The organism is Cyanothece sp. BG0011 (assembly GCF_003013815.1).
Taxonomy (GTDB): Bacteria; Cyanobacteriota; Cyanobacteriia; order Cyanobacteriales; family Microcystaceae; genus Crocosphaera.
Window position 1 is genome coordinate 1 of sequence record NZ_PRLH01000184.1, and the last position, 15,741, is coordinate 15,741.

18 protein-coding genes are annotated in these 15,741 nt (G+C 38.3%); 6 read left to right on the plus strand and 12 right to left on the minus strand.

The features are described from left to right. Positions 1-583 (plus strand): histidinol dehydrogenase (locus tag C4E06_RS22365; protein ID WP_198648954.1); only part of this gene is annotated, 583 nt, incomplete at its 5' end. A 61-nt stretch (positions 584-644) separates the two neighbouring features. On the opposite strand, the gene C4E06_RS22370 is transcribed toward C4E06_RS22365, so the two are convergent. Both C4E06_RS22370 and ispG read right to left on the minus strand, forming a co-directional pair. Continuing rightward, positions 645-1,808: a histidinol dehydrogenase gene (locus C4E06_RS22370; protein ID WP_107670599.1), complete on the minus strand. Its 1,164-nt coding sequence runs from the start codon at positions 1,806-1,808 to the stop codon at positions 645-647. 500 nt (positions 1,809-2,308) lie between these two features. Further along, positions 2,309-3,523, minus strand: a complete 1,215-nt coding sequence (gene ispG, locus C4E06_RS22375; protein WP_107670600.1) for a (E)-4-hydroxy-3-methylbut-2-enyl-diphosphate synthase — start codon at positions 3,521-3,523, stop codon at positions 2,309-2,311. 139 nt (positions 3,524-3,662) lie between these two features. Between ispG and C4E06_RS22380 the strand changes: the two genes are divergently transcribed. Then, complete coding sequence (locus tag C4E06_RS22380) at positions 3,663-3,908, plus strand: hypothetical protein (protein WP_107670601.1); 246 nt, start codon at positions 3,663-3,665, stop codon at positions 3,906-3,908. An 8-nt stretch (positions 3,909-3,916) separates the two neighbouring features. Here the strand turns inward: C4E06_RS22380 and C4E06_RS22385 are convergent, their stop codons facing one another. After that, on the minus strand, positions 3,917-4,288 hold the full coding sequence (locus tag C4E06_RS22385; protein WP_107670602.1) for a hypothetical protein: 372 nt from the start codon (positions 4,286-4,288) through the stop codon (positions 3,917-3,919). A gap of 200 nt (positions 4,289-4,488) precedes the next feature. Between C4E06_RS22385 and purB the strand changes: the two genes are divergently transcribed. Then, positions 4,489-5,784 (plus strand): adenylosuccinate lyase, encoded by a 1,296-nt coding sequence (gene purB, locus C4E06_RS22390; RefSeq protein ID WP_107670658.1) that lies wholly within the window; start codon positions 4,489-4,491, stop codon positions 5,782-5,784. Between the two features lie 197 nt (positions 5,785-5,981). On the opposite strand, the gene C4E06_RS22395 is transcribed toward purB, so the two are convergent. From C4E06_RS22395 to C4E06_RS22425, 6 genes are all read right to left on the minus strand, one after another. After that, positions 5,982-6,197 (minus strand): hypothetical protein, encoded by a 216-nt coding sequence (locus C4E06_RS22395; protein WP_107670603.1) that lies wholly within the window; start codon positions 6,195-6,197, stop codon positions 5,982-5,984. Next, positions 6,184-6,378 carry a hypothetical protein gene (locus C4E06_RS22400; RefSeq protein WP_107670604.1) on the minus strand — a complete coding sequence of 65 codons (195 nt, stop codon included), beginning with the start codon at positions 6,376-6,378 and terminating at the stop codon, positions 6,184-6,186. The genes C4E06_RS22395 and C4E06_RS22400 overlap by 14 nt, the downstream gene beginning before the upstream one ends. Positions 6,379-6,425: 47 nt before the next feature. Beyond that, entirely contained in the window at positions 6,426-6,818 is a 393-nt protein-coding gene (locus C4E06_RS22405; RefSeq protein WP_107670605.1) for a DUF309 domain-containing protein, read from the minus strand. Between the two features lie 8 nt (positions 6,819-6,826). Continuing rightward, positions 6,827-7,195, minus strand: coding sequence for a ferredoxin-thioredoxin reductase catalytic domain-containing protein (locus tag C4E06_RS22410; RefSeq protein WP_107670606.1), 369 nt, complete (start codon positions 7,193-7,195; stop codon positions 6,827-6,829). A 599-nt stretch (positions 7,196-7,794) separates the two neighbouring features. After that, positions 7,795-8,790 carry a TIGR00341 family protein gene (locus C4E06_RS22420; RefSeq protein ID WP_107670607.1) on the minus strand — a complete coding sequence of 332 codons (996 nt, stop codon included), beginning with the start codon at positions 8,788-8,790 and terminating at the stop codon, positions 7,795-7,797. A gap of 109 nt (positions 8,791-8,899) precedes the next feature. Then, on the minus strand, positions 8,900-9,811 hold the full coding sequence (locus C4E06_RS22425) for a cation diffusion facilitator family transporter (protein WP_107670608.1): 912 nt from the start codon (positions 9,809-9,811) through the stop codon (positions 8,900-8,902). 62 nt (positions 9,812-9,873) lie between these two features. On the opposite strand from C4E06_RS22425, the gene C4E06_RS22430 reads away from it, so the two are divergent. Further along, positions 9,874-11,253: an anthranilate synthase component I gene (locus C4E06_RS22430; RefSeq protein WP_107670609.1), complete on the plus strand. Its 1,380-nt coding sequence runs from the start codon at positions 9,874-9,876 to the stop codon at positions 11,251-11,253. A gap of 89 nt (positions 11,254-11,342) precedes the next feature. Continuing rightward, positions 11,343-12,326 (plus strand): protein-methionine-sulfoxide reductase catalytic subunit MsrP, encoded by a 984-nt coding sequence (gene msrP / locus C4E06_RS22435; RefSeq protein WP_107670610.1) that lies wholly within the window; start codon positions 11,343-11,345, stop codon positions 12,324-12,326. A gap of 115 nt (positions 12,327-12,441) precedes the next feature. Here the strand turns inward: msrP and C4E06_RS22440 are convergent, their stop codons facing one another. After that, positions 12,442-13,323, minus strand: coding sequence for a dienelactone hydrolase family protein (locus tag C4E06_RS22440; protein ID WP_107670611.1), 882 nt, complete (start codon positions 13,321-13,323; stop codon positions 12,442-12,444). Positions 13,324-13,408: 85 nt separating this feature from the next. Between C4E06_RS22440 and C4E06_RS22445 the strand changes: the two genes are divergently transcribed. Further along, the gene (locus tag C4E06_RS22445) at positions 13,409-14,752 is read left to right on the plus strand and encodes a GTP-binding protein (protein ID WP_107670612.1); all 1,344 of its coding nucleotides are present in this window, start codon (positions 13,409-13,411) and stop codon (positions 14,750-14,752) included. A 15-nt stretch (positions 14,753-14,767) separates the two neighbouring features. Here the strand turns inward: C4E06_RS22445 and C4E06_RS22450 are convergent, their stop codons facing one another. After that, on the minus strand, positions 14,768-15,112 hold the full coding sequence (locus C4E06_RS22450) for a type II toxin-antitoxin system PemK/MazF family toxin (protein ID WP_107670613.1): 345 nt from the start codon (positions 15,110-15,112) through the stop codon (positions 14,768-14,770). After that, positions 15,112-15,318: a hypothetical protein gene (locus C4E06_RS22455; RefSeq protein ID WP_107670614.1), complete on the minus strand. Its 207-nt coding sequence runs from the start codon at positions 15,316-15,318 to the stop codon at positions 15,112-15,114. The genes C4E06_RS22450 and C4E06_RS22455 overlap by 1 nt, the downstream gene beginning before the upstream one ends. Between the last annotated feature and the right edge of the window lie 423 nt (positions 15,319-15,741).

Below are 15,741 nucleotides of genomic sequence, written 5' to 3' on the forward strand. Positions count from 1 at the left end.
TGTTTTAGCTGACGAAACCACCGATCCCCAACTGGCAGCCCTCGACTTATTAATAGAAGCTGAACACGGGCCTGACTCAGCAGCTTTATTAGTCACCCATAGCGAAGCGGTTGCCGAAAAAGCCAGTCAGTTTGCCGATGAATATTTAGACAAACTTCCCCAGTGGCGCAGAGAATTTTGTCAAGCCGGGTTAGATGCTTATGGGGGAATTATTCTGACTTCTAGCTTAGAAGAATCCATTAATTTTGTGAACGACTACGCCCCGGAACATTTAGAGGTGTTAGTAGACGATCCGTTGCGGTTGGTGGGAGAAATTAAAAATGCAGGGGAGATTTTACTGGGAAAATATACCCCTTCTTCTGCTGCTACCTATGCGATCGGGGTTAACGCCGTTTTGCCCACTGGTGGGTTTGCCCGTTCCTATTCTGCCGTCTCTGTGTACGATTTTCTCAAGCGATCAACCATTGCTTATTTAACCGCCCAAGGGTTTGATCGCGTTAAAGAAACCAGCCAAACTTTAGCTCATTACGAGGAGTTTCCGGCTCATGGGATGGCCATTACGGAACGGGATCAATTATTGTAAAATCAGGATTCTCTATTTTTGCAGATGGGTTTAGCATTGCTAAACCCCTACTGAGTGCGTTCTATCTTTTCATTTTTCCTTGTTTGTAACGAGTGAATATACCCCCTAATGTTATGGCTAATAAGCCATGAATTAGACTAGGTTCAGGAATGGTAGGAGTGCCACCAGTGGTTGTGCCACCAGTGGTTGTGCCACCAGTGGTTGTGCCACCAGTGGTTGTGCCACCAGTGGTTGTGCCACCAGTGGTTGTGCCACCAGTGGTTGTGCCACCGGTTGTTGTGCCACCAGTAGTTGTGCCACCAGTTGTCGTCCCACCAGTGGTTGTGCCACTGATAGGAAAGCTTGGAGGTAACGGCCCAAAGAGAATATTACCAGCAACAAAAAAGGGTGTATTGCCAGGAGCGAAACTAAGCATTACGTCTTGATCTGGGAAGGAGAAAGGATCAGAACTATAGTAACCTTGAGGGTGACCACTACCGACAAGATTCGGTTGCAACGTCAACATCGGATCAACGTCTGCCCCTTCATTCGGAACGCCGTCAAGATTTTCATTGGGAACAATCACCTCACCAAATAGAGGACCCGCACTGGCATCATTGATCCAGGCTTGATCTGAGCCATCACTGTAAGATACTCCTAAGCGAAAGAATCGTTCGATATTAGGCTCTAAAGTCAAGATGTCATCTAGTTCGTTATCGGGAGTCACAGGATCATCAGGATCATCCAGGGCTAAATAAGCGAAACCATCAATATAACCTAGGAGGGGATTAGGATTACCAGGGTTTTCAGGATCATTAGGATCAATGGTAATTCTTCTGAGGGGTATAGGTACATTATTTGAATCAAGGTTCAAAGGTTCCCCCATGTCGTTCACTTCCCAAAGTCCTATTTCATGAATGTTTTCTGGAACAGTAAAAAAACCTTGTTCGTTCGGTAAGAAAAAATAATCGTCGGGATTATCTGGTACAAAAAGATTATCTCGAGACGCAAAAACTCCAAAAGCTGTCATTTCTAAATTATTATCATTGCCAGCCGGATCAACTGAAAACTGATAACCCAATGTGTAATCACCCAAAAAGTTGACAACCGGTGACGAGGGATTATTCATTGCATTAAAAACTGGTTCATAAGAAACCGTAGCGGCTTTAGCACTAACAGCACCGGTTAAAGAGAAAACAATACCTAAAGATAGGTTAGTTAAGTATTTTTGTTGACAAATACCCATACAATTATTTGATAAAAAATCACTCTACTAAGCCAATGCTATCAATAGTTTTTTGATTCAATTCTTTCCCAAAAATTAAAAAATTGAATTGTATTTTTAATGTAAAAAATAATCATAAAATAAGATATTGGTTTGCATTTTTTAGAAAATAAATAACTATATATAAAAAAATCAACAAAGCTTAACCCTTCAATTTTATTTCTTGACTTTAATATTGATTAAATTTACAAACTGCTTAAATTTAGTAAAGTTGATTTATTTTCTTTTAAAATCTGCTACAAATGTTTATTAAGTTTTTTGTACGATTCATTAACATTTCCCTCTCTGTTTAGATTTTTTTGATTTTTGTGAGCAGATGACAAAAAAAAATTGCCCAAAATGGGACAATCTTAAGATTTTTTCCTGATTTCTTGGGGTCAAAGATAACAAGATATGAAGTTTATTGATCAACTTGTTACCTTATATTGATAGATTGTGAAAAACTGATCACTGACGACTAATTAAGGGTCAATCCAACGGTCATCTGCTTTAATTAAATTAATTAACTCTGTTACCCCTTGGTCTTCAGGAACCTTTTTAATTTCTTCTCGCCCCCGATATAAAGAAATGTAACCCGCTTGTTTACCCACATAACCGTAGTCAGCATCGGCCATTTCCCCTGGTCCATTAACAATACATCCCATGACAGCAATATCTAACCCCGTCAGATGTTTGGTAGCTTCTCGTACTTTGTGTAAGACTTCCTCAAGGTTAAATAGGGTACGGCCACAGGAAGGACAAGCGACGTATTCCACCATCGTTTTACGTAGGCCCAACGCTTGGAGAATGCTATAACACACCGGGATTTCTTTTTCTGGGGCCTCAGTTAGAGAAACACGAATCGTATCTCCGATTCCTTCTGCTAACAGGGTTCCTATTCCGGCCGTTGATTTAATGCGACCATATTCTCCGTCTCCTGCTTCTGTGACCCCTAAATGTAGGGGATAGTCCATTCCTAATTCATCCATGCGTTTGACCATCAAACGATAGGCCGCTAACATCACAGGAACACGAGATGCTTTGAGGGAAATGACTAAATTATAGAAATCTAGAGACTCACAAATACGGATGAATTCTAAGGCCGATTCTACCATTCCCTCTGGGGTATCTCCATAGGTAAATAACATTCTTTCCGCTAAAGAACCATGATTCACCCCAATTCTCATGGCTTTTCCTTGATCTCGTAGTGAAATCACTAAGGGTTCTAGGGTTTGGCGAATTTTCTCCCCAATCTCTTCAAATTCTGCTTGAGTGTATTCGCTACGGGTGGGACTGGGTTTTTCAAAGACGTATAATCCTGGGTTAATCCGCACTTTATCCACGTGCTTGGCCACTTCTAGGGCAATTTTTAAACCGTTGTGATGCACATCGGCCACCAAAGGAACCGGTTGATACACTTGGGCTAATTTCTCTTTAATGGTGGCTAACGCTTTGGCATGGGCCATACTCGGAACCGTTACCCGAACAATTTCACAACCCATTTCATGTAAACGACGAATAGCAGACACAGACCCTTCAATATCGAGGGTATCCTCATTAATCATGGACTGGACAACAACGGGAAAACCACCGCCAATGGTGATATCTCCCACTTTAACCGGACGGGTTTGACGACGATGAATAGTGGTATCAAATTCAGATACGACAGGGGTTTGAGGTGTTTGGAGAGTTTGCATGATGGGTAAATATAAAAGAATTTGGTAGCGAATTTATCTAAGTCCTATTTTAAACCTGTTGTATTAATATTTGTGGTTAAGGTTGTGATTATCCAGAATTTGCTGGATACTAAAGTGAGAGAGAATAATAAACAAGATAATGAAAGAAACAATTGTAACTTGGTTGAACCGCTTATTAGTGGCGGATGTGTTTTTAATCTTTCTAGGATTTTTTTGGTTTATGGCGGCCGTTATTGGTCGTTCTGTGGGAGTTCCCTTGGGTTTTGATTTATGGTATCAACTCTGGCAACCCTTATTTAATCCTGCCATTGGTATTCTCTTTTTAGGTGCCATTCTCAGTTGGGGCATTAATAAAATTTCTCAAAGACTTGATTCTAATTCTTAAAATAATGATCAATAGGCACAGATGGTAAAATCGTTTCCAACCCAACAAGCTTGATCAGACTTGGATCTTCTTGCTTCACCCCATCGAGAGTTAATTCCGGCCGTCGTCAACCCTCTCACTTCAGCAATTCCTGGCTGAACAATAGACACACTGATAGACTCTCTCTCTGCTATCAGTCCAGACTTAGCCCAAATGGAGAAACTGCCATTTCCCCCAAATTGCTCAAAAATACATTGATCTCGAAACAAAATCTCGTTATCAGCCCCTTTAATCACACACAAAGCTTCCCCGGCTGAAACTGATTGTTGTATTAGGGTTATCGGTACGATTGCAGTGAATAAGAAAGCCGGTAACACTTTCTGGATAATACTTTTGCTCATCTTTTTTCCCTTAAAACTTCAATATCAATCTTTAGAGTTCCCCTTTTTCGTTGCTACCTAACAGGTAGGTCATGATTATTCTAAAACAAAACTCTCTACCCTTGTTCATTATCCACGTTTATCCAGACAAGCGTCCATCATGAACTCAGAAAAAAACATTAATGTGATAGGATGTCTTGTTGTATCAGGGATAAATGGCAGTGATTGAACGTTATACCTTGCCAGAAATGGGCCAACTGTGGACAGATAGCTATAAGCTGAAAACTTGGTTACAAGTGGAAATCGCAGTTTGTGAAGCCCAAGCAGAATTAGGTTATATTCCTAAAGAAGCCGTAATAGAGATTAAGGAAAAAGCGAATTTTGATCCGCAACGGGTCCTAGAAATTGAAGCAGAAGTGCGTCATGATGTCATTGCCTTTCTAACCAATGTTAACGAATATGTAGGAGATGCTGGCCGTTACATCCATTTAGGGTTAACCAGTTCCGATGTGCTTGATACCGCTTTGGCGTTGCAATTGGTGGCTAGTTTAGACTTGATTTTAGAACGTCTCGAAGATTTGATCCAAGCCTTACGTTATCAAGCGCAACAGCATCGTAACACGGTCATGGTGGGGCGATCGCATGGTATCCACGCTGAACCTATTACCTTCGGCTTTAAGTTGGCCGGGTGGTTGGCTGAAGTGTTACGCAACCGAGAACGATTAGTTAACCTACGTAGTACCATTAGTGTGGGTAAAATATCCGGGGCCGTAGGCACTTACGCCAATGTTGACCCTAGGGTAGAAGCTTTGTCCTGTCAGTATTTGGGCTTAGAACCGGATACGGCTTCGACTCAGGTGATATCCCGCGATCGCCATGCCGATTTTGTGCAACAATTGGCTTTATTAGCCTCTTCTGTCGAACGGTTTGCTGTTGAAATTAGAAACTTACAACGCACCGATGTGTTAGAAGTAGAAGAATTCTTTTCTAAAGGGCAAAAAGGGTCTTCCGCTATGCCTCACAAACGGAACCCCATTCGTTCGGAACGGTTAACGGGGATTGCCCGTATTATTAGAAGTTATACCGTAGCGGCCTTAGAAAATGTGGCTTTATGGCATGAACGGGACATTTCCCATAGTTCGGTAGAACGGGTGATGTTACCGGATACCTGTATTTTGACCCATTTTATGTTGAAAGAAATTACTAATTTAGTCAAAAATTTATTAGTGTATCCCGACAACATGAAACGCAACATGAATGTGTATGGTGGGGTTATTTTTAGTCAAAGGGTTCTATTGACTTTAGTCGAAAAAGGTATGAGTCGAGAAGACGCTTATAAGGTGGTGCAGAAATGCGCCCATGAAGCTTGGAATAAAGAGGATGGTGATTTTCATCAGTTAGTGTGTCAAGATGCCCAGGTGACCCAATATCTTTCCCCTCAAGAGATCGAAAAATGTTTCGATCCTCAGCATCATTTACAAAATTTAGACACCATTTATCAACGGTTAGGAATCTAATGTTTTGACCAGTGGTAGGGGCTTAAAATATTAAGCCCTTTCGTTCAAAAAATGGAGTGGGCTATCCCTATGAAAAAAATGAGGAAAAATATGTTATCCTCAATTCAGAAAGTCTGGTGGGTATGATATTATCAGCGAATCCCCAAAAGTCTTAAAATATCTTAAACAATGGGGACAAAAAGAAATTTGATAACTAATTAATCTAGTTTTTCTGATTGAGAAAGGTCTATTTTTTCCTTGAAAATTGCTTCTACTTGTTCATAAGACATAGTAGAGGGAGGAGGTAAAACCACTGTATTTGTACCACGATGATTAACAATAAACTCTTCTATTGCTTCATCATCTGTAGGATGAGATAAGATGTATTTTTTGAGTTCTTTACGGGTCATTTGTTTAAAATCAGGTTTCGTCATCTTGGTTAAACTCCCAATGTCCATCAGGGAAAATTATAATTTCTAAACCTTCTTGCTGTCCTGCTATGATGAAAATATAATTTTGCCTACTATTGTAACGAAATAACCAAATAGGTTGATAAAGTGTAGAAAGAAGTTGACAGACAAAAATCACTGTATCTTTCTGGATTTCTGTAGGCATAATTATTTTGGGATTATTTTTTAGATGCAAAGTCCATCAAAAAAAGTTCATAACCTAATAATAAAAGGAAATTGACAAGGAGAATCATCAGAAGCTTCTTGCAACGTTTGAGCCACTTGGGCTACATTATCAGGATCAATATGTTGAAGATATTTTAATAATTCTCGACTTTCTTCTAACAATTGAGTGACATTAACGGTTTCATGATCCGGTTGATAATCACGGAGTCGTCTTACCCCTTCTCCTAATAAAATAACAGCACCGCGCCAATTATGATTAGTGAGATGATAACAACCGACGGCCACTTGTAAGATACCTTGATAAAAACGTTTATCCGACTCGGCTGCATCGATCCAAATCGCTTCTAGGGTATCATGACAAGCATAAAACTCCCGTCGATTAAATTGCTCAATTCCTTGCAAGAATACCTCTGATGTCATGATGTTCTTCAAGCTGACATACCTTCTCGAACTTCTTTAATGAACTTTATGTCAATTTCTTGTTCTTCCCCAGCAAACTCATTGTCTGGGGTAATAAATAACATACAATGACATTCTTTCCGTTCACGCATGGGAACACAGGGACAGTTCCAATAGGTATTTTTAACTTCTGCTTCTTTATCTTCGTAATGGCGACAAGGACATAATGGGGCCCCTAACTCTTCTTTATGTCTAGCGAGTCCTTCAATGACTACTGCAGTTACAGAGGGTTCGCTACAAAAATAGGTTTCGGTCCGTTTTGCGTACTGTTCAGCAAAATTCTTCATTGCTTCTAACAGTTTATCACTTTGATTATTATTGGTGTTTGTTGTACTCATAGATAGTCTAGGATGAATCGTTACATTACATTATGACAGTTGAATTAACATTGTGACATATTCTCTGTCATTTGCGAGGGTTGGGGACAAGAAAACCTAGGCTAGACTAGAGGGAAAAAATTTCTTAATTCATATTCTTAACTATTCCAGCAATCATTTTACCCCTGGAAAATCTACGGTGACAACATCGCCAGGATGATAGGACATTAAATAATATCCTCACTATCGGTTGAGATTTCATTACTATTATTTAGGGAAAATGAAATCAAATCATTTTGATCTTCCTCTGTCCAAGTATCACTATTATCTATGATCATGACGTTTTTTTTGCTGAGAGTCTTTAAAATTAAAGAAGCCAGCAAAAGTTGTTAATTGGGGGATAAGTTGTCAATAATATTGTTGTAAAACTCTTGTATTTTTTCATCTGTTATGAACATTGATTGTAATCATGATTAATCCTTTACTTATTATATCAAACATTGACTCAAATGATAAAAAAGACATGAGCTTATCTCATGTTCTCACCCATTAAATTGATTTAATTAACTAAAAAAATGATTTGGGCTTAATAATATTAAGCCCCTACGGATATTAATATTTTATTCTTCATTTGATGAATCAATGACACTGGTGGGTGTCACTTCAAAAATTACTTTATAAGGATTTTCTAATTCTCGTTGTAAACGGTTTTCGACAATTTCGACTTCTTTAGGTTCAATGGGATTAGATGCCCTAGCTTTAACCACTACAACAGGGGGGTTTTTATTCCAATTGACTCGAACTTGAAAGACATTAATATCAGGTCGATTAACTAAAGACCGAGTCACTAAAATCTTTTGAATAGAATCATGAATTTTTGCTTTACTAATTAATTGCCAGAAACTAATCCCTAATGGTACAGCTAAGAAAACAATTAAAATAATTGAAACTCCCCAAGATAAAGTTCTAGCAAACTCATTACTCCTGGCATATCCTCCCAGAAAATAGATAGTAATACAAGCTAAATTAATACCAATTAAATTAGTACAATAAAGTAGGCCAGCCCCCGAAGCAATTTGCCATTCTCCTTGGGATAAAGCTAAACCAAAAACACAAATAGGAGGCATTAAAGCAACGGCGATCGCTGTTCCTGGAATGGCATCTCCCACAGAAGGACGAATCTTGGCATAACCACTAATTCCCCCGGCAACAATCGCAATTAATAAATCAATTAATGTGGGTTGAGTTCTCGATAAAATTTCGCCCCCAAATTCTGGCAAAGAAATAATAAGTCCCACAATGCCTGAGCAAAAAATAGATAAAAAAGTAGCAATAATAACCGAGATAAAACTACGGCGTAATAACTCAATATCTCCTTCTAAAGTAGCAAAAGCAAATCCCCGTAACGGTAACATCAAAGGAGCAATAATCATCGCCCCAATAATCACAGCAGCACTATTAATAATTAATCCAAAGGTTGCTAATAAACAAGATCCTAAACTAAGCACTAAATAATTTTGTGTTAGTTGAGATTCTTCTAATAATGATTCTCTTAGTTTGAGAATAGGAATAGCCCCTAAACCCAATTTTTTGATCATTTGCCAACTTATTTGCATAGGAAATTTTTCCGCCAGGAAAATGGATTAATTTATTTTAACTAAAGTGTTTAGATCGAGGCATAAATCCTTGTGACAGAAATAACTTCTCCGACTGACTACTGACTGCTTAAACTTTGTGATCTGAGGCGAGATGACAAGGATAGTTGGGATCACCAGTTTCAATTTGTAACGTAGGGTGTTCAATGCCAAATAAATCATGTAATTGTTGAGAGGTTTCTGTTAAAAAGTCATCCCCTGGAAAGCCATTGGGCATCACTAAATGGACTGTTAAGGCTGTTTCACGGGTACTCATGGCCCAAATATGAAGATCATGAATATGATCAACCCCAGGTAGTTCTTTTAAATAGGTTTTAACCGCTTGGGGTTCGATGTCAACAGGAACCGCATCTAAAGCTAAATTAACGGAATCTTTCAGAAGTTGCCACGTTCCAATCACAATGACAACCACAATGACTAAACTAACCACCGGGTCAAACCATAGCCAACCGGTTAATAGAATAGCCACACCGGTCAAAACCACCCCCAAAGAAATTAACGCATCGGCAGACATATGTAAAAATGCCCCACGAATGTTTAAATCTTGATGCCGTCCGGACATAAATAATAAGGCAGTGATGGTATTAATAATCACCCCCACCAATGCAACTATGATAATAGTAATACCAGGAATAGGAGTGGGATTAAATAATCGAGAAATGGCCTCCCAGGTAATGCCTCCCATGACCAATAATAGGGTTAAAGCGTTCAATAAAGCAGCCAAAATAGAAGACCGACGTAACCCATAGGTATAGCGTTGCGTCGGGGGACGTTGGGCTAAAAAGTTACCCACCCAGGCCACTAATAGGCCAAACACATCACTGAGATTATGACCGGCATCGGCTAATAAGGAAAGGGACCCGGTCCAAAACCCAAACCCAAACTCAATGACAACAAAGACCACATTTAAAACGGTCCCGATGATAAAGGCGCGGGTATAGTTAGAGGTGGGGTGATGGTGATGAGGATGAGAATCAGGCATAATAATAGTTTGATGTAGTAATGATAAAGGATAGTCACCAGACCATTTAGTTATAGTTTAATATGACTCATTTATTATCTTGGCATTGGCGATCGCTTCCCTTAAAAAAGTTAACAGGTTCGGAGGTTTTTGAACGGTTATATGCTTCTGATGCCACCATTGCCACTCTTTTAGAAAGTCCCTTTCCCACTCCCTCTGACTATCCTTATTTATCTCGTTATTCGATTTGTGCCGGGGAACCCCTAATTATTAATAACCAACCCCAATTATGGACACCTAAATTAGGAAATATCTTACCATTTTTACAAACATTATTAACCCAAACTAACCGTAATTTACCAGGGCCTGATCATCTTCCTTTTTGCGGAGGCTGGTTAGGATGGTTAGGTTATGATTTGGCTTGGGAAATTGAATCGTTACCCCATTATAATCATGATCCGCTTCCTTTTCCCGTTGCTTATTGGTACGCACCGGAATCTTTTGCTATTTTAGATCATCTCGAACAAACCTTATGGTTAGGGAGTCATAGTTTTCAAGGATTAGATAAGTTACAATCCAAGTTAGAAACCAAACCCTATTCTCTTCCTTATCCTCTCAAAGCTTCTCCCTCTCACTTATCTTTTTGTACTGATCAAAAAGAATATGAAAATGCTGTGCGTCAGGCAAAAAAATATATTAAAGCAGGGGATATTTTTCAATCGAATTTATCCTTAAGATTTCAAACAAGCACACCATTAACCAGTTGGCGATTATATAAAAAATTACAACAGATTAACCCTTCTCCCTTTGCCAGTTATTGGCGATCGCCTTGGGGAGATATGATTAGTTGTTCCCCGGAAAGATTAGTGAGTTTAAATAATAAGATTGCTCAAACTCGTCCCATTGCTGGAACCCGTCCCCGTGGCAAGAATTTTCAACAAGAAACAGCTATGTTAATGGAACTGTCTTCTGATAACAAAGAAAGGGCAGAACATATTATGTTAGTGGATTTAGAGCGTAACGATTTAGGAAAAGTCTGTCAATGGGGAACCGTCGAAGTCGATGAATTATTAACCATCGAAAGATATAGTCATGTTATTCATTTAGTCAGTAACATTAAAGGAAAATTGCATCAAGATAAAACAGCCATTGACCTCATTAAAGCCTTATTCCCTGGGGGAACCATTACCGGATGTCCGAAAGTGAGATGTTTAGAAATTATTGAAGAATTAGAACCCATTAAACGTAATTTATTCTATGGTTCTTGTGGTTATTTGGACTATCGAGGTAATTTAGACTTAAACATCTTAATCCGTACCTTATTATATACGCCCTTATCCGCGAATTTATCCAGTGTTTGGGGACAAGTCGGTGCCGGAATTGTGGCTGACAGTGATCCCGAAAAAGAATGGTTTGAGTCCTTACAAAAAGCTAAAGCACAGTTAAAGGCCTTGAATTTATAAGCCTTAGCTATGCTATGATATAAGCGACTGAATCTGGTTGTTTGTCTGATTAATATTTTTGTTTTTTCCTAAATCTATTTTTTTAAGTTATGTCTTTAATTCGCATTCGGCCTTCCTGGGCTATTTCTGAAAATAAAATCACCCCCGAAACCGTTTATTTTAACCGTCGTCGCCTCTTGAAAGGGATGATCAGTGCCAGCATTGCCGGCAGTTTAATTCCCCTTTCAGGATGTCAAAAATCAGCTTCTCAAACCGCATTAGAAGCTACCCTACAACAACCTAAAATTCCAGGGGTTAAAACCTCTCCTGAATTTAGTCAAGTGGACCGGCCCATAACTAAAGCAATTTTAGCCGGACAATATAACAATTTTTATGAATTTGGAGGAACCAAAAAAATTTGGTTAAACGCCCAAAATTTACCCACAGAAAACTGGAAAGTTGAAGTAACAGGATTAGTTAATAATCCTAAAACCTACGATATTGATGATTTAAAAAAGAAATTCCCTTTAGAAGAAAGAGTCTATCGTTTTCGCTGTGTTGAAGCTTGGTCAATGGTATTACCTTGGGTAGGCTTTCCCATGAAAAAATTAATTGAAGCAGTAGACCCTAAAAGCGAAGCTAAATATGTCCGTTTTACCTCTTTTTATGATAAAGACATTACCACAGGGCCAGCTTTTCACCTGGGTTATTTACCTTGGCCTTATAAAGAAGGATTAAGAATTGAAGAAATGGCTAATGATTTAGCCTTTTTTGCGGTGGGAATTTATGGTCATGATTTACCCAAACAACATGGCGCACCGATACGCATGGTTATTCCTTGGAAATATGGATTTAAAGGGGCAAAATCCATTGTCAAAATTGAATTTTTAAACGAACAACCGGCCACTTATTGGAACACCATTGACCCCAACGAATACGATTTTGAAGCCAATGTTAACCCGGCTAAACCCCATCCCCGATGGTCCCAAGCAACGGAAAAATTTATTAGTACCGGACCCGGATTATCTTGGGACATCAAAGAGACACTCCCCTACAATGGTTACGGGGAATATGTCGCGAGTCTGTACGCTTAAATCTTGCACCTTCGCCAATACACCCCCACACCCCCCACACCCCCCTTTAAAAGGGGGGCAGGGGGGGTAGAGGGTATGGGATAGGCAACAGGCCATAGGATTTTATGGGCTATGGTTAATTCAGATGTTCTGAAAGAAAGTCTACTGTTTTATCCCAAGCATCCATGGCCGCTACTGGGTTATAGCGTTCTCCGGATGGGTTAGCAAAAGCGTGATCCGCATTCGGATAGATATAGACATCAACATCAACGTCAAGAGACTTGAGGGCCTTTTCAAACGCCTCAACCGTTTCAGGGGAGGGCCGATTATCTAACTCGCCAAAAATCCCTAAAATGGGCATTTCTAAGGGTTTTAACACCTCTGGATCGGTTTCTAAGTCTCCTCCATAATAAATCACCGCAGCATCGAGGGTTTCAGGGAATAACAAAGCAGTTTGTAAAGATAAACTACCCCCAAAGCACCAACCAATAGACGCTATTTTCGGGGCATTTTCTTCTTCTTCTAAATATTGGTAAGCTAAAGCAAGATTATCTTGAAGGCGATCGCTATTATTTCTCGCTTCAGTCACTAATTCTCTGGCTTTTTCAGGGGTTTCGGCCGATTCTCCCCCATACATATCCACTGCTAACGCTGTATAACCTTCTGCTGCCAGTTTACGAGTCATGGCTTTAATATTATCATTAAGTCCCCACCATTCATGGATCACAATAATACCCGGTAAAGGGCGATCGCTGTTCATCCCAGACGCAAGATAACCTTTAATTTCTTTTCCGTCTAACCTCCCGTAAGTTACCATGTCTGCGGTAACTGTATCATTTTCATCCGGTGCTTGCGTTAAAATATCTGTAGGAAGGGGTTGTTCATTCTGATGAACTTCCCACAGATAGTCTACATAGTTATCTTGAGGAGGTAAGGTGACATTAGTTGCAAAAAGATGAGATTGCCAACCGATTACCCCTAAGAAAGTACCTAAAACCAATGCAATAAATAAACGCATAAATAATATAGATAAAGAACATTTTTAAGGTATCATAACTCTTAAAAAATTGCTTTTCTCTAACCCTATTAATGATTAATTAACGTTGACTCAACAAGACACCCACATTCAACAAACCCGCGCTAGTCTGCAACAAGCTTTATCCTGGTATACTAGCGTCCGTCGTCATTGGAATTATCCCCCCAATCTAGAATTACAAGCAGCGGTCAAACCGGATTTACAAGCGTTAAAAGCTTCATTAGAAAAGATAGAAAATAATGTTATTAAAATTGCGACTTTTGGATTAGTGAGTCGTGGAAAATCTGCTGTAATTAATGCTTTAATGGGTCAAACTATTCTAGAAAGTGGACCCATTCACGGGGTAACAAAATGGCCCCAATCGGTTCGTTGGACTCCCCCCAATAGTCAAGTAACAATTGAATTTATTGATACCCCTGGATTAGATGAAATAGACGGAAAAGAACGGGAAATCATGGCCCGAAATATTGCCAATGAAGCTGACTTAATTTTATTTATTATTTCTGAGGATATCACTCGCACTGAATACGAGGCTTTATTACAGTTAAAACAATCATTTAAACCGATTATTTTAGTGTTTAATAAAATCGATCTCTATCCTGAAAAAGATGTTAATACGATTTATGAACAATTACAGAATATTGGACGAAATTCTAACATTGACGAGAAATTTTTGATTGCTGCAGAAGATATTGTCAGGGTGGCAGCTTCTCCTCAACCGATTCCTATTTTAGTTAAATATCCCGATGGAAAAACAGCAGAAGAATGGGAAACACCACCGCCACAAATTGATGAATTAAAAAACAAAATTTTAACTATTTTGAATCACGAAGGAAAATCTTTGTTATGTTTAAATGCTTTGCAAAAAGCGAAAAAGGCAGAAGAAAATATTGCTAAAAAAACCATCAAAAATCGTCAACAAGAAGCAGAAGCTATTATCTGGAAATATGTTAGATATAAATCCGTGGCAGTTGCAGTTAACCCGATTGGTTTCTTAGATATTATCGGAGGAAGTATTACAGATTTAACCTTAATTCGTTCCTTAGCAAGATTATATGGACTACCCATAACCAATCATGAAGCCGGGAAATTATGGCGTAAAATATTTGTTAGTTCCGGAGGATTATTATTAGGAGAAATTGCGACAGGATTAATATTAGGGTTAGGAAAAACAGCTTTAGCAGTATCAAGTTTTATCGAAAATCCTGCTATTTTAACGACTTATGGAAGTACCGCTATTATGCAAGGTGGGTTAGCAGCCTATGGGACTTATATTATTGGTAAAGCAGCCCAAGAATATTTAGAAAAAGGGTGTAGTTGGGGAGATTTAGGACCGAGTATGGTTATTAAAAATATTATTAATCAAATTGATCCAAATACCATTATTTACCGACTACAAATAGATGAGTAAAATTAATATATTATTTTAAATTTGGAATGTATCTTTTAAGCATTGATCAAGCTTTTGTAAGAAATTATTCTCTAATTTACTTAGTTTTCTTTTGATTAAATTACGTTGAATTGTTACTATTTTAGCAACTCTAACTTTAGAAGTAACTTTTAATCCTGTTTTGGAAAATTCAGGATCACTCTTATCAATTAGAAATTCTTCTGGACTAATTATATTAACATTTTGAGAGGAAATAAAACAAACAGTTATATCTATTCCTGATACATCAACCCATAAAACAACAGCAGGACGAAGTTTACTTATACTTAAATTACTAAAAGGAAAAGGAACTAAAACAATATCACCTTTTTTAAGAGACATTAAATAGCTTCTCCATCGTCAATAGTATAGATATCTGGTTCATCATCAAGAAAATTAAAAGAATTACTTTTTTCTGCTAAGTTCATAACATCTTGAGTGTTTATTCCATTATCATCAAAAAATAGTTTTTGCTCAAACATTTTCCGTTCTTCTTCAGAAAGAGATTGAATAATAGTTATTAGAGAGTCAACTAATTTTTGATTCATATTTAATTACCTTATTTATTCGCGTATCTAAATGATAAAATGATAACCTTTTTATCTATCTTTACTCAATAAATATTCTACAGCACGTTGTAGTTGTTCAGTCCGTTCTCTATCTTTTTGTCTTTCTTCAACTTATATCTTGCACCTTCGATCCTGATTTGATCCTTCGTAGTGATATATATTGTCAAAACACAATCAGTAATCAGAAATACATTGACAAATATCTATAAATGACCAAGTGTGATTAATTGTCAAGCCTCATTCTGTTTCTTATTATCCAAAACTTGAGCAATCTTACCCAGTGGATCAGACCAGGAGATGTAAATATTTATAAATTTTTTAGAATAAGTGATCCCATGTCTGATATGAAGGAAAACTAAATGATTAAAGAGGAATCAGAGCAGAAACACTCATTAGTTAAAT

Excerpts from the sequence above, each read along its gene's own strand:
- C4E06_RS22370 (WP_107670599.1), bottom strand. The coding sequence starts at position 1,808 with ATGGGTATTTGTCAACAAAAATACTTAACTAACCTATCTTTAGGTATT.
- ispG (WP_107670600.1), bottom strand. The coding sequence starts at position 3,523 with ATGCAAACTCTCCAAACACCTCAAACCCCTGTCGTATCTGAATTTGAT.
- C4E06_RS22380 (WP_107670601.1), top strand. The coding sequence starts at position 3,663 with ATGAAAGAAACAATTGTAACTTGGTTGAACCGCTTATTAGTGGCGGAT.
- C4E06_RS22385 (WP_107670602.1), bottom strand. The coding sequence starts at position 4,288 with ATGAGCAAAAGTATTATCCAGAAAGTGTTACCGGCTTTCTTATTCACT.
- C4E06_RS22395 (WP_107670603.1), bottom strand. The coding sequence starts at position 6,197 with ATGACGAAACCTGATTTTAAACAAATGACCCGTAAAGAACTCAAAAAA.
- C4E06_RS22400 (WP_107670604.1), bottom strand. The coding sequence starts at position 6,378 with ATGCCTACAGAAATCCAGAAAGATACAGTGATTTTTGTCTGTCAACTT.
- C4E06_RS22405 (WP_107670605.1), bottom strand. The coding sequence starts at position 6,818 with ATGACATCAGAGGTATTCTTGCAAGGAATTGAGCAATTTAATCGACGG.
- C4E06_RS22410 (WP_107670606.1), bottom strand. The coding sequence starts at position 7,195 with ATGAGTACAACAAACACCAATAATAATCAAAGTGATAAACTGTTAGAA.
- C4E06_RS22420 (WP_107670607.1), bottom strand. The coding sequence starts at position 8,790 with ATGCAAATAAGTTGGCAAATGATCAAAAAATTGGGTTTAGGGGCTATT.
- C4E06_RS22425 (WP_107670608.1), bottom strand. The coding sequence starts at position 9,811 with ATGCCTGATTCTCATCCTCATCACCATCACCCCACCTCTAACTATACC.
- C4E06_RS22430 (WP_107670609.1), top strand. The coding sequence starts at position 9,874 with ATGACTCATTTATTATCTTGGCATTGGCGATCGCTTCCCTTAAAAAAG.
- msrP (WP_107670610.1), top strand. The coding sequence starts at position 11,343 with ATGTCTTTAATTCGCATTCGGCCTTCCTGGGCTATTTCTGAAAATAAA.
- C4E06_RS22440 (WP_107670611.1), bottom strand. The coding sequence starts at position 13,323 with ATGCGTTTATTTATTGCATTGGTTTTAGGTACTTTCTTAGGGGTAATC.
- C4E06_RS22450 (WP_107670613.1), bottom strand. The coding sequence starts at position 15,112 with ATGTCTCTTAAAAAAGGTGATATTGTTTTAGTTCCTTTTCCTTTTAGT.
- C4E06_RS22455 (WP_107670614.1), bottom strand. The coding sequence starts at position 15,318 with ATGAATCAAAAATTAGTTGACTCTCTAATAACTATTATTCAATCTCTT.